The sequence below is a fragment of the Marilutibacter spongiae genome, assembly GCF_014145325.1.
Taxonomy (GTDB): domain Bacteria; phylum Pseudomonadota; class Gammaproteobacteria; order Xanthomonadales; family Xanthomonadaceae; genus Marilutibacter; species Marilutibacter spongiae.
Genome location: NZ_JACHTF010000008.1, coordinates 1 through 12038 on the forward strand (window position 1 = coordinate 1; position 12038 = coordinate 12038).

The 12038-nt window shown below is 69.9% G+C and carries 12 protein-coding genes; 1 reads left to right on the plus strand and 11 read right to left on the minus strand.

All coding sequences use genetic code 11. The features are described from left to right. Positions 1–766 (minus strand): hypothetical protein (locus H4F98_RS08465; protein ID WP_220479145.1); only part of this gene is annotated, 766 nt, incomplete at its 3' end. Beyond that, positions 759–1373 (minus strand): serine O-acetyltransferase, encoded by a 615-nt coding sequence (locus tag H4F98_RS08470; protein ID WP_182686726.1) that lies wholly within the window; start codon positions 1371–1373, stop codon positions 759–761. The genes H4F98_RS08465 and H4F98_RS08470, both read right to left, overlap by 8 nt. A gap of 41 nt (positions 1374–1414) precedes the next feature. Between H4F98_RS08470 and H4F98_RS08475 the strand changes: the two genes are divergently transcribed. Continuing rightward, entirely contained in the window at positions 1415–2164 is a 750-nt protein-coding gene (locus H4F98_RS08475) for a YdcF family protein (protein WP_182686728.1), read from the plus strand. 25 nt (positions 2165–2189) lie between these two features. On the opposite strand, the gene H4F98_RS08480 is transcribed toward H4F98_RS08475, so the two are convergent. The 9 genes from H4F98_RS08480 to H4F98_RS08520 are packed head-to-tail and all read right to left on the minus strand — an operon-like array spanning position 2190 to position 12030. Continuing rightward, positions 2190–3401: a glycosyltransferase family 4 protein gene (locus H4F98_RS08480; RefSeq protein WP_182686730.1), complete on the minus strand. Its 1212-nt coding sequence runs from the start codon at positions 3399–3401 to the stop codon at positions 2190–2192. A gap of 2 nt (positions 3402–3403) precedes the next feature. Continuing rightward, the gene (locus H4F98_RS08485; RefSeq protein WP_182686732.1) at positions 3404–4519 is read right to left on the minus strand and encodes a glycosyltransferase; all 1116 of its coding nucleotides are present in this window, start codon (positions 4517–4519) and stop codon (positions 3404–3406) included. Continuing rightward, complete coding sequence (locus tag H4F98_RS08490) at positions 4516–5283, minus strand: polysaccharide deacetylase family protein (RefSeq protein WP_182686734.1); 768 nt, start codon at positions 5281–5283, stop codon at positions 4516–4518. Before H4F98_RS08490 ends, H4F98_RS08485 begins: the two co-directional genes overlap by 4 nt. Next, positions 5280–6311, minus strand: coding sequence for a polysaccharide deacetylase family protein (locus H4F98_RS08495; RefSeq protein ID WP_182686736.1), 1032 nt, complete (start codon positions 6309–6311; stop codon positions 5280–5282). The genes H4F98_RS08490 and H4F98_RS08495 overlap by 4 nt, the downstream gene beginning before the upstream one ends. Further along, a complete protein-coding gene (locus tag H4F98_RS08500) occupies positions 6308–7660 on the minus strand; it encodes an O-antigen ligase family protein (protein ID WP_182686739.1) in 1353 nt (450 codons plus the stop codon). Before H4F98_RS08500 ends, H4F98_RS08495 begins: the two co-directional genes overlap by 4 nt. Continuing rightward, positions 7641–8801 carry a glycosyltransferase family 4 protein gene (locus H4F98_RS08505; protein ID WP_182686741.1) on the minus strand — a complete coding sequence of 387 codons (1161 nt, stop codon included), beginning with the start codon at positions 8799–8801 and terminating at the stop codon, positions 7641–7643. The genes H4F98_RS08500 and H4F98_RS08505 overlap by 20 nt, the downstream gene beginning before the upstream one ends. After that, positions 8798–10000: a glycosyltransferase gene (locus H4F98_RS08510; RefSeq protein WP_182686743.1), complete on the minus strand. Its 1203-nt coding sequence runs from the start codon at positions 9998–10000 to the stop codon at positions 8798–8800. The genes H4F98_RS08505 and H4F98_RS08510 overlap by 4 nt, the downstream gene beginning before the upstream one ends. After that, positions 9966–11285, minus strand: a complete 1320-nt coding sequence (locus H4F98_RS08515; protein ID WP_182686746.1) for an outer membrane beta-barrel protein — start codon at positions 11283–11285, stop codon at positions 9966–9968. The genes H4F98_RS08510 and H4F98_RS08515 overlap by 35 nt, the downstream gene beginning before the upstream one ends. 10 nt (positions 11286–11295) lie before the next feature. Continuing rightward, positions 11296–12030: a P-loop NTPase family protein gene (locus H4F98_RS08520; RefSeq protein ID WP_182686748.1), complete on the minus strand. Its 735-nt coding sequence runs from the start codon at positions 12028–12030 to the stop codon at positions 11296–11298. Positions 12031–12038 lie beyond the last annotated feature (8 nt).

Consider the following 12038-nt stretch of genomic DNA (forward strand, 5'->3'; position numbering starts at 1 on the left):
GGTTGGCCAGGCCATGGATGTCGAGGTCGTGGAGGTGGACGTTGCGGGAATTGGAGGCGGTGATGCCGGAGGAGGCCCATTTGCCGTAGGGCGCGCTGTCGCGCTTGCAGCGGGCGGCGCTGGTGGCGTGGAACTCGACGCACTCGCTCTTGTCGGTGATCTCCAGGTGGCCGATCTCGACGTTGGAGCTGCCGTTGAGGTTGAGCATCGCGCTGACGCGTTCGTTGCCCCACAGGACGGCCGGGTGGGCAGGGTCGCGACCCAGGATGCGGGTCGGCCTGTCGGCGCTGGGGCCGCTGGGCACGGGCGCCAGCTGGCAGTCCCAGGGCGCCTCTTCGTCGCAGCCGCCGTGATCGGTGCCGGGTGCGCCGAGACCGATCATGTACTCGCCCGGCGCCAGGACAAGGGTGTCGCCGCCCTCGATGCGCGCGGGGCCGTCGGCGGGCAGGGCCTGGTGCAGCGATTGCCAGGCGCAGGCCCGTTGCCGGCCCGAGCCGGGATAGGGCGCGTCCGCGGTCCCCGAGCATTGCGCGGGGCTGCCGCCATCCGGGCGCAGGTAGTAGCGCTGGCCGGCGGCGGGTTCCGGCAAGGGATCGCCGGTTGCGGCCGTGGCGGGGGCCGCGACGGCGTCGGCCACGGCCAGGCGGGTCGCTTCGGTCCCAGGTTCGCTTTGGGTGTCGCGCGGTCCGTTGTGCAGGTAGCCCGTGGCAAGCAGGGCGACGCCGCCCAGTGCCAGCCACGCCCAGGGACGGTGCAGTTCACTCATCCCCGGCCTCCGGATTCGCCGTCGGCAGTGGCGACATGCGGATCGCGGCGCCCACCACGCGCATCCGCGCGGGTACGTCCTTGGTCACCACCGTGTTGGCGCCGATCACCACGCCGTCGCCGATGCTGACATCGCCGATCACCTTGGCGCCGGTACCGATGTAGACATCGTCGCCGATCCGCGGCCATCGCGTCGACTTGCCGGCCCCCTTGAAGCCAAGCGTGACGCCCTGGCCGACCGACAGGTTCCGGCCTGCATCGCCATGCAGGAAGATGCCGCCGAAGTGGCCGATGTATAGACCGGGCCCGATCGTCGCGTTGCCGGGAATCGAGATCCCCAGCAGCAGTTCGGTGGGGATGTGCAGCAGGCGATGGAGGATCTTGAACGGGATCGCGAGCGCCCGCGGGCGCAGGGTCTGCGTCCAGCGACCGAAGCGGTATACGCACACGGCCAGGAAGCCATGGGTGCACGCGGCGCGCAGGCGCGCGAAGCGCGGCGAATCGGCCAGCGCGACCCGGTGGTAGCGCGCGAAGTCCTGCCTGAGCGTGTCGAACATGGTGGAGCCCCCCTGGCGAGTGTCGATGATCGTGCCCATATTGCCGTTCAACGGACGCACCCCGTCCGCGCGGGCATGCAAGACTGGGCCCCATGTCGGAACTGCTGCTGTCCCCCCTGAGCCTCAGCATCCTGCTCGGCCTGGCCTTGTGGCTGGGCTGGCGCCGCCTGCCCTTCGCCATTCGCGTGACAGGCGTCCTGGCATGGGTGCTGTTGCTGGCATTGTGCGCCCCGGTGGGCGCCAACGCCCTGGTGGCGTGGGTGGAGGCCGATGCCGGTCCCGTGCCGGGGTGCGACGCACCGCGCGACGCACCGATCCTGGTGCTGTCCGGAGGCCTGGAACGTCGTCCGTACTCGGCCGACGACTACGCGGCCCTGGCGCCCGAGAGCTGGCGCAGGCTGCAGGCCGGCATCGCCTTCTGGCGGCGGCAGGGCGAGCCGCGACTGGTCCTGGTCGGCGGCGGCCCGTATCCGATCAAGGAAGCCGAGGTCATGGCCAGCCTGGCCCGGGCGTGGGGTGTCCCGGCTGCGCGGATCGACACCGAGGCGCTTTCGCTGACGACCTGGGAGAACGCATCGCAACTGGCGGCCCTGGGTCCGGTGCCCGGGCTGGGCGGCGACGAGCCGGCGTGGCTGGTGAGCTCGCCGCTGCACCTGCCGCGGGCGATGACGGCCTTCCGGGCGGCGGGAATCAAGGTCTGCCCGCATCCCGGCGAGAGCGACTACGTCGGTCCCGGCGGCGTGGGTTATTTCATCCCGCAGGCGTCGGCGATCGCCAAGAGCCGCCGCGCGATCCACGAACTGGTCGGGCAGGGCGTTTACCGGTATCGCGGTCGGCCGTGAGCGTGCGTCGGCGTGCATGGCGTGCTCATGCCCCCGCCGGGGTCGGGGCGAAGCGCGCGTAGACCTCCAGCAGGTCGCGGCCGATGGCCTCCCATCCGTAGTGCCGTTCGGCCTGCGCGCGCGCCTCGCGGCCCAGGCGTTCGACCTCCCCGGGCGCTTCCATGAGCGCGAGCACCGCCGCGGCGAAGCCGTCGGCGTCGTCGGCATAGCGGGCGCTGACCCCCTCTTCGAGCGCGATGCCCTCGCTGCCGATGCGGGTGGTGACGATCGCCTTGCCCAGCGCCATCGCCTCCAGCACCTTCAGCCGGGTACCGCTGCCCGCGCGCAGTGGCACGACATAGATGCCGGCGTCGTGGACGGTGGGGCGCAGGTCGGGGACGAAGCCGGCCAGTTCGACGTGCGCCGCGACGCCCGCGGGCACCTCCAGTCCCTGCGACTTGCCCACCACCACGAAGCGCGCATCGGGGCGGCTGGCGACGATCCGCGGCAACACGTCGCGCATGAACCATTCCACGCCGTCCCGGTTCGGGAACCAGCCCATCTGGCCGACGAAGACCATCTGCCGGGGTGCGCCCGGCGGCAGCGGGGCGGGGCGGTTGGCGTCGAGGTCGACCCCGTTGGGGATCACCGTGATGGGCGTGGACGGCGCCATCCGGCGAAGTTCCGCTGCATCGTCCGTCGAACAGGCCAGCACGGCGTCCGCGCGCAGGCACGCATCCTGCTCGAAGCGCCGCAGGCGCTCGGCCTGGCCCGCGAAAAAGCGCTTCGCCCAGGGCCGGGTCTCGATCTCGATGCGCTTGCGCAGCAGTTGGTGTTCGACGTTGTGGGCATTGAGGACGATGGGGACGTCGGCCGGCACGCAGTCCGCGTGCGCGAACAGCGGGAGCATGTCGAAATGGACGACGTCGGCGTCGCGGGCCAGCCTGCGCAGGGTTTCGCGCAGGGCGTTCGACGCATACTTGGTGGCGATGTACGGCGCGCCGCCCAACTGGCTGCGCAGCAGCGCCCGGGCCAGTGCGGCCCGCGAATGTTCCGCGGGGATGGGGAATTCGTGGACCGCCTTGCAGACCTCGCGCAGGGCCTCGCCGCCGTCGAGGGCGTCGTCCAGGCGCCGGAAGCTGAGCAGGGTCACCTCGTGTCGCGACGCGAGCGCGCGCAGCAGGTGCCAGGACCGCAGCTGGTGGCCTTCGGTCGGCGGGAACGGCAAACGACTGGTGAGGGCGAGGATGCGCGCCATGGTCAATGTTTCCGCCACAGCCGGCTACCGTCCCAGGCCAGCGACGCGGGCAGGGAAAGCAGGGCGGCCGAGTTGAGCATCAGGAACATCCCGGCGGCGGGCAGCAGCGGGACGCGGCGCGCCAGCGCCGGGCGAGCCCAGGCCAGGGCGGCACCGGCGTACGCCAGCAACTGAGCGCCCAGCGCGAACCGGTAGAAGGGACCCGGCGCGCAGGCCGAGGCGACCAGTGCCACGAGCAGCGCCCAGGGAACGACCAGGCGCAGGAACTTGTGCGAGAACCAGGCCAGGAACACCGGGTTGGCGACGGGGTTGAGCAGGACGGGCAGGCGTTGGACCAGTTGCCAGTTCCCGGCGAGCGTGCGCAGCTTCCGGTGGAACTCTTCGGCCAGGCTGCTGCTGGCCTGGTCGACCGCGATCGCGTCGCGCGCCATCCACACCCGGTGGCCGCCCAGCAGGGTCTGCAACGGCGTCCACATGTCGTCGAGCACGGTGCCCGCGGGCATCGGCACGAACAGCTCGCGCCGCAGCGCGTGGATCGCGCCGCTCACGCCGTGCAGGCAGCCCAGTCGCGCCTCGTCGTGGCGAAGCCGTTTTTCCATGCGCCAGTAGAGCCCCGGGTTGCCCTGGCCGCTGCCGATCACCAGCTCGCCGCTGACCCCGCCCACCGAAGGGTCGGCGAAGGGCGCGACCAGCGCACGCAAGGCGCCCGGTGCGAAGGACTGCCGGGCGTCCACGAACACCAGGATCTCGCCGCGCGCCACTTCCACGGCCCGGTTCAGGGCGCCTGCCTTGCCCTGGTTGGTGTCGAGGTCGATCACCTTCACGCGCGGATCGTCCAGCCGTGCCGCGCGGGAGGTGCCGTCGCGGCTGCCGTCGTTGACCACGAGCATCTCGAGCTGGTCGGCAGGATAGTCCTGTGCCAGCACGTCGCGGATGCGCGCAGCGACGCGGGTCTCCTCGTCGTGGACGGCAAGCACCACCGAGATCGCGGGGACATGGTCGCCGCAGAGGGGATCGCGGCCACGCCAGCGGGCCAGCATGGCCATGAGCACGGGATAGCCGACGTAGGCATGGCCCACGATGCCGAGCGACAGCCAGAACAGGACGATCGCGATCACAGCAGGCGCTCCCGCAGGCGCTCGTAGCCGGCGTTGCCGAGTAGGCGCTTGGGCACGCGCAGCGCCAGGAAGCGCAAGCGCGCCAGGCGCGGCGCCAGTCCGGTCCAGTCGACCTGGCGTAGCAGGTCGGCGTCGGACAGGTGGCGGGTGACGGCAATGCGCTGCATCCAGCGGCCGTCCCACGGCGCCGAGTTGGGACCGGGGGCCGAGCCGAGCAGGTATCGATAGCCGAGTGCCAGCGCCAGGTCGCGCTCGCGGCGCCCGCCGCGGCCGCCCGGCAGCGCGAGCGAATCGACCGGCCTGGCGCAGATCCGCGACAGGCGCAGGCGGCTGGTTTCCAGTTCCTCGCGCAGGGCATCGGGTTCGAGGTCCTCGAGAAAGGCATGGCTGCGCCCATGCGACCCCACGCCCATGCCCTGCCGGGCGAGTTCGGCCACATCGGCTTCGCGCAGCATGCCCGGCTGGTCGATGAAGTCGCTGGTGACGAAGAACTCCGCCACCATGCCGCGGGCCTTCAGCACGGGCACGGCGACCTCCAGGTTGGACACGTCGCCATCGTCGAAGCTGATCACGACCGGCCTGGCCGGCAGTTGCGTGCCGTCGTGGAGGGCGTCGAGCAGGATACTCTGGTAGCCGCGATCGAGCAGCGCGTCGAGCTGGCGCGAGAAATCATCGGGGCGCACGCTGTAGACAGGATCGAAGCGCCCATGCGCGCCCGGCCCGTCGTGGAGGCCGTGGTACATCAGGACGGGCAGGCGGTTCATGCGGCCAGCCTCGTGCGCAACATGCCGAGCAGGCCGCTGGTCTCGCTGAAGAACAGGGCCCGCGACAGCGTGCCGTCCGGCGCGCGGTAGCGGCTGTCGTGGACGTTGTGCCGGAGCAGCAGATAGTGGCTGGTTCCAGGGCGGTTGACGCCTTCGATCGACGTGGCGGCGGTGGCATAGCCGGCGCGCTTGACCAGGTCGATGTCGCGCTCGCCGAAGTCCTGCGCGGTACCGTTGGGATACGCGAAATGGCGCGGGCGGCGACCGAGTTCGCGCTCGATGGCGCGCGTGCAGTCCTCGATCTCGAGGCGTGCGGTGGCGTCGTCCACCCGGCTCAGGAGTACGTGGCTGCAGGTATGTCCGCCGATGTCGATCCCCTTCTCGTCGAGCGTGCGCACGTCGCTCCAGTCCATCATGTCGCGCTTGGCATCGAGTGGCTCGGTCGGCTGCAGCTGTCCGAGCACTTCCCCGAGGCGGGCCTCGAACTCGTCGTGCGAGAACTGCTTGAGCCACGGCGGCAGGAGTTGCAGGGCGCGTTCGCGCTCGTTGGGTCGCGACAGGTCGAAGCGACCCAGGCCATGCCGCCCCAGGTCGAGCAGGTCCTGGCTGCGGGTCTCGACCGCGCGCGACAGCCGATACGCCCAGATCGGGTCGCCACCGATGTGCCCCGTGGCGATATAGACCGTGGCCGGGGTGCCGACCACCTCGCCCTCGACCAGGCGGAGGTTGTCGAGGTATCCGTCGTCGAGCGTGATCGCGTAGTTGACCGCCCTCCGAGGCCCACCCGCCAGGCGCGCCAGGCCTTCGTCGAGGCTCACGAGGACGTCGTCCTCCCGCAGCCACTGGACCAGTCGCGAGAGCGTGGCGATGCGCGTGCTGAGCGGGTAGTAGTCGTGTTCGTCGCGCAGGCGATGCAGCATCAGCACCACCAGGCCGCGTCCGCTGGCGAAACGGTAGAGCGCGTCCAGGCCCGAGTAGTGGAATGCAAGTGCGCACAGGTAGCGGATCCATCCATTGACTTGCATCATGGCAAGTTCTCCTCCCTCGGCAGTTCCCGGGCCTTGAGCATGAGGGCGGTGAACGCCCAGAAATACCCGATCACCGGGTAATGGGTGAAACGGTCACCGAACAGGTTGCCGCATACCAGTCCCATCCAGGCGCCCACGATGCCCAGCGCAAGCGCGTAGTGGAGCGTGCCGCTGCGGGCCACCCCGAGCTCGCGCCGGGCCGAAAGCAGGATCGACAGCAGCACGCCCAGCAGGAGTACCGCGCCGATCACGCCGCCCTCGCTCAGGGTGCGGATGTACAGGTTGTGCGTGTCCTTGCCGTAAGGGTTGATCTCGCGGTGCTGGAAGCTGTGGATGCCGGTTCCGGTGAGCGGGTGCGACTTGAAGTTCTCCCAGGCGATGCCCCAGTAGACGAAGCGCATCTCCGTGCTTTCGTCGCGGTCGGTTTCCTCCACGGAGGTGCTGTCGAAGCGCTCCACGACCGACGAAGGCAGCACGGCGGGCAGGATGGCGGCCGCCAGCAGGAGCGGCAGCATCATCTTCCAGCGTCCCCGCCATGCAAGGATCACGGTCACCAGGCCCAGGATGAGGGCGACATAGGCGGTGCGCGAGTAGGCGTACAACACACCCATGACCATGCAGGCTATGCCGATGCCCAGCGCGACCTTCCAGATGCGCGACAGGCGCGCCGACAGGAAGAAGGCGAACAGCACGGTCGCGACGGTCACGCAGAAGGCCGCGAACTCGTTGGCGCCCAGCAGGCCGAAGGTGGCGGGGATGCGCAGGTCGTCGGAGTAGTGCCAGCTGGCCACGCTGACGTGCTGCAGCCAGGCGACCTTGGCGATGTAGGGCAGGGGCAGCATCATCGCGATGACCACGCGACGGGCGGTCGTCCAGTCTTGCACGCTCATCTGCACGAGGTAGAGCACCGAGAAGCCGATCAGGTGGTCCTTGACGATGGCGACGTGGTTCGCGTTCTCGCTCACGTAGCTGGCCGAGATGAACATCGACACGATCGCGTAGACCATGTAGGCGAACACCCAGCGATTGATCGATGCGCCGCGGGCAAGCCGGCCGCCAGCGAAGAAGGCGCCGGCGAGCGAGGCCAGGAACCCGACGTTCAGGAAGTTGAGCCCGGCGCCCAGGTTCGGGATGTAGCCGAACTGGATGTTCTGGAGGGGCAGCAGGAAGAGGAACAGGTAGAGCGGCCAGTTCTGCCGGTGCGTGCGCTTGGGCATCGCGCGGGGGGCCGTGGCGTCGCGGGAGGGCGGCGGCGCGGGAATGCCCTGCGTGAGCATCGCCCGGGCGGCGAGCGGGAAACGCTGCGCCGGAGTCCTGGGCGACGACGGGTCAGGCCGCTTGAACGCCATGCGCCCATCCTCCCAGCGATTCGTACATGGCCCGGTATCGATTGGCCATCGCCCCCGGCGAGTGCCGGCTGAGCACGCGGGCCCGCGCGCGCGCATCGAATGCGCGCCCGGCCTGGAGGCGCGAGCGCATCGAGTCGACCAGCGCCCCGAGCTCGCCCGGCGGGACCAGGCGCCCATGGTCGGTCCCCGACAGCAGGCGAGGCACGTCGCCGACGGCGCTGGCAATGACCGGCAGTCCGTGGCTCATCGCCTCGAGCACGGTCAGCGGCATGCCTTCGCTGAGCGAGGGCAGCACCAGGCAATCGATGCGCGGATACACCGAAGGCATGTCGTCGCGCACGCCTGCGAAGCGCACGTGCCGCGCGATGCCCAGCGCGGTACAGCGCTCACGCATCGCATCGCCCATCGGGCCATCGCCGACGAGCAGCAACTGGCAGTCCTCGCGCCCGTCCGCGACCCTCGCGAACGCGTCCAGGAGCAGGAGCAGGTTCTTCTCAGGCGAGAAGCGCGCCACCGCCGCGAACACGAACGACGCGGCATCCAGCCCGAGCGCTTCACGGGACATAGGGGGCGCTTCCAGGTCCTCGGCCCGAAGCGGGATGCCGTTGTCCACCAGTTGGATCCGCTCGCGCGCTATGCCTGCACCGGCCAACAGGTCCACCTGGCGCTCGGAGACGACCGCGAGCGCGTCGAAGCGACGCAGCAGGCCGAGCTCGAGGCGGTTGTAGATGCGCAATGCACGCGTGGCGTCGACGTGTCCATGGAGGGTCGCCACCAGCCGGACCGGCAAGCGCAGGCTGGCCAGCCACGCGTACGTCGCGCTCTTGTAGTCGTGGACATGGACGATGGTGGCGCCCTGGCGGCGCAAGGCCGCGCGCAGCAGGTGCAGGGTGCGCAGGTCGAGTCGGCCGCGGCAGGCGAGCAGTTCGGCCTGCTGGCCTCCCGCGACCGCCGCTTCGTGCAGCGCCTGCACCGGCATGCGCGGGTTGCCGATGCTGAGCAGGCGGCTCGCCACGCCGGCCTGCGGAAGGGCCTGGTTGAGGGTGAGCACCATGCGGTCGGCGCCGTACAGGCCGGCGCTGGAGCGCAACAGCGCCACCCGTGGGACCCGATCCGGTGAATGCGTGGCCAGGCGTGTCATGCGACCCCCGCCAGTCTCTGGTAGAGGCGATCGTAGGCATCGACCATGCCGGCCAGCGAGAACTCCGACTCGATGCGCCGCCGCGCGGCCTGCCCCAGGCCCGCGCGCAGCAGGGGCTCGTCCGCCAGCCGGCCCATCGCATCGCCCATCGCCCCGTGGTCGTCGCTGGGCACAAGGAACCCCGTCGCGCCATCGCGCACCAGTTGCAGGTTGCCGCCCACGGCGGTCGCCACCATCGGAAGGCCGCAGGCCATGGCCTCGAGGATCGCGTTGGACATGCCTTCGCTACGCGAAGCGAGCACGGCCGCGTCCAGTGCCGGCAGGATCTGGTGGATGTCGGGACGGTTGCCGAGGAAACGGACGGCATCGGCGACACCCAGGCCGGCGGCCTGCCCGGCCAGTTGGCCTGCCAGCGCGCCCGAGCCGACCAGCAGCAGTCGCGCCCGGGGGCGTTCGGCGTGCACGCGCGCGAAGGCCTCCAGCAGCATCGCGTGGTTCTTGACCGGGTACAGGCTCGCGACGCAACCGAAGGCGACCTGGTCGCGTGCCAGGCCCAGGGCCTGCCTGAGCGCTTCGCGCTGCGCGGGATGCGCGGGCCGGAAGCGGTCGGTATCCACGCCGTTGGCGATCCAGAGCATCCGCGATGCCGGCAGCCCCTCGTGTTCGGCCAACGCGGCCAGGATCTCGTGCGCGGGCGCGATGACCGCATCGAAGCGATGGTTCACCAGGCGGAAGACATGGCGCAGTCGCGGACTCTTGAGGAAGCCCATGTCGCGACGGTTCGACAGCCGGACGGCCATCTGCCTGGGTCCGAGCAGCAGGTTGATGAGATCGGATTTCTCGTGCTGGGACTGGATGATGTCGAACGATTCCAGCCGCAGGCGCGCGCGCAGGTCGAGGATGGCGCGCAAGCCGCGCGGGCCGTAGATCGGGCCGATCGGATGGTTCAGCACGCGCAGCGAGGTGCCCGCCTCGGTCACGTGCGCGGTTTCCCCCGGTGCGTTGTCGGCGCCGAGCTGGATCACGGTGATGGCGTAGCGCTCCGGCGGCAGGCGTCCCACCAGATTGCGCAGGAAGCGCTCGCTGCCCCCGGTGTTGGTCAGCGCCGTATCGGTCAGCAGCAGCAGGCGGATGGGCGGCGTGGGCTGGCTGGCGATGGCGGCTTCAGCGGCGATAGACGAGGCTGACAGTGACGGCATTGTCGTCATAGCTGAACCCTTGCACCGAGCTGTCGCGGGACCGCCGCCTCAGGTCGAGCCGGGTGCTCCAGTGGCGGGTGAAGCGCTTGACCAGGCCGACACCGAAGTTGGTGTCCTTGTCCAGCCTGGAGGTGACGGTGAAGTCGCGGCGCTGGTGATCGACGCTGGCGACCAGGTCGAGGAGGGGGTTGATGCGGAAGGTGTAGGCGAACGCGGCACCACTGTTGGTGTTGTCGAAGTCGTCCACCTCCACGTACTCCGAGCGCTCGTGCCAGGCCGAGGCATCGAAGCCGTGGCGGGGGCCGGCGTGGCTGAAGCCCAGGTCGATGCGTCGCTGCTCATAGGGGTCCGAGGACACGATGACGCCGCTTGCGTCGATGTCGGTGCCGATCGGGGTGTCGGGATCGATGGGCGTCGAGGACAGGCTCTGCGCGGTGTCGGAGAACTGGTAGGACGCCTGTGCGCTGAGCGAGGTCTCGGGCGAGAAGCGCCAGCCCAGGCTGGCCCGGCCCAGTGGCGAGGAATAGCTGTCGCCGTCGACGACGTCGAGGGTCGAGTAGCCCAGGTCGATGCTGAAATCCAGCTGCCGCAGGTTGCGCTGGAAGTTGACGTAACCGTCCAGGCGGTCGTAATCGCTGGCGGCTCCCGCCTGGTCGAAGCGGATCCGGTTGGATTCCACGTTGAGCGAGGTGCGCGTGGTGGGCCCCAGTTCGTGGAGCACGCGCGCCGCCGCGTTGACCCGGTCGGCATCGAACGCGGCGGTTTCCTCGGCCTCGCTACGGCTGTAGCGGGCGTCGAGTTGTGCGCGGGTCCGGTCGGACAGGTTGAGGTAAAGCGACGGTCCACCGATCAGGATGTTGACCTGCTGCGCGTTGCTTGGCGTCACCGGCGACAGGATGTCGACCGGTTGCTGGCTCAGGTAGTCCTCGACCACGAAGTCCAGCCGCTGCGGCAGCATGCGCCAGCGCATGTGGCCGCTGAACTCGCCGCGCACCTCGTCGTCGAAGGTATCGCCGGTGTAGTAGAGGTAGCGCATGTTTCCGCGGCCGACCAGGTCGACGCTGCGCCCCTCGTGGGTGAGGCTGAAGTCGATGCCGGGCGCGATCGTGGTCTCGCTGATCTCCTCGGTCTCGCTGAGGATGATGTTGGAGTTGTGGATGACCCCGGCGCTGATCTCGTAGTCGAGCTCGACCGCATGCGCCGCCGGCGCCATCGCCAGTCCCAGGGCGAGTGCGGTCGAAAGCGCGGTGTGCTGGAGTACCGTCCGGTGCTCGGCTGGATTCATCCGGATCTCCTCAGACGCCCTGGTTGAAGACGACGCCCGCGAACTTCTCGGGGTCGAAGTTGGCGGCGGCCTGGCTGATCGCCTCGGGGGAGTCCTGGCCGTAGCCGGCGACCAGGATCACCACGTCGGCGAGATCGGCCAGGATGCGGGCCTCGGGCGCGCCGCGCACGGGGGGGCTGTCCAGGAACATGTAGCAGTCCGGGTGGCGGCTGCGGATCGAGTCGAGCAACAGCCGCATGCGGACCGAGCTGAAGTACTCCGCGCCCGCTTCGCGCTGCGCGCCCGCCGGGATCAGGTTGAGGCCCGGCATGCCCGTCTCGTACAGGTAATCGCCCAGGTCGGCCGCAGGATCCTCGAGGTAGTCGGTGAGGCCACCTTTCGAGCAGTCGATCTGCAGCGTGGTGTGCTGGGACGGATGGCGGAGGTCGCAGTCGACCAGCAACGCGCTCTTTGTCTCGTCGAAAGCCATGGCGGCGGCGAGGTTGCGGGCGACGAAGCTGCCGCCGCAACCGGCGCTCACCGGCGCGACCAGCGCGACGAAGTTGTTGGTCGTCATCGCCAGCAGGCGCGTGCGGATTTCGCGAAAGGCATCCACTTCGGGCCGGGCCACGGACGAGCGCCGGATCAGGGCGCGCTCCTCCATCTGGGCAGGCGTCAGCGCCTGGCTGGCGTGTCGCAGCGACAGGGAGCGCCCCGGGCCGCCGGAGCCATGCGCCGGCTTGTCTTCGCGATGGGTTCTGGACATGACGGTGC

Coding starts and splice junctions, on each gene's coding strand:
- H4F98_RS08475 (WP_182686728.1), top strand. CDS start 1,415: ATGTCGGAACTGCTGCTGTCCCCCCTGAGCCTCAGCATCCTGCTCGGC.
- H4F98_RS08480 (WP_182686730.1), bottom strand. CDS start 3,401: ATGGCGCGCATCCTCGCCCTCACCAGTCGTTTGCCGTTCCCGCCGACC.
- H4F98_RS08490 (WP_182686734.1), bottom strand. CDS start 5,283: ATGAACCGCCTGCCCGTCCTGATGTACCACGGCCTCCACGACGGGCCG.
- H4F98_RS08495 (WP_182686736.1), bottom strand. CDS start 6,311: ATGATGCAAGTCAATGGATGGATCCGCTACCTGTGCGCACTTGCATTC.
- H4F98_RS08500 (WP_182686739.1), bottom strand. CDS start 7,660: ATGGCGTTCAAGCGGCCTGACCCGTCGTCGCCCAGGACTCCGGCGCAG.
- H4F98_RS08505 (WP_182686741.1), bottom strand. CDS start 8,801: ATGACACGCCTGGCCACGCATTCACCGGATCGGGTCCCACGGGTGGCG.
- H4F98_RS08510 (WP_182686743.1), bottom strand. CDS start 10,000: ATGCCGTCACTGTCAGCCTCGTCTATCGCCGCTGAAGCCGCCATCGCC.
- H4F98_RS08515 (WP_182686746.1), bottom strand. CDS start 11,285: ATGAATCCAGCCGAGCACCGGACGGTACTCCAGCACACCGCGCTTTCG.
- H4F98_RS08520 (WP_182686748.1), bottom strand. CDS start 12,030: ATGTCCAGAACCCATCGCGAAGACAAGCCGGCGCATGGCTCCGGCGGC.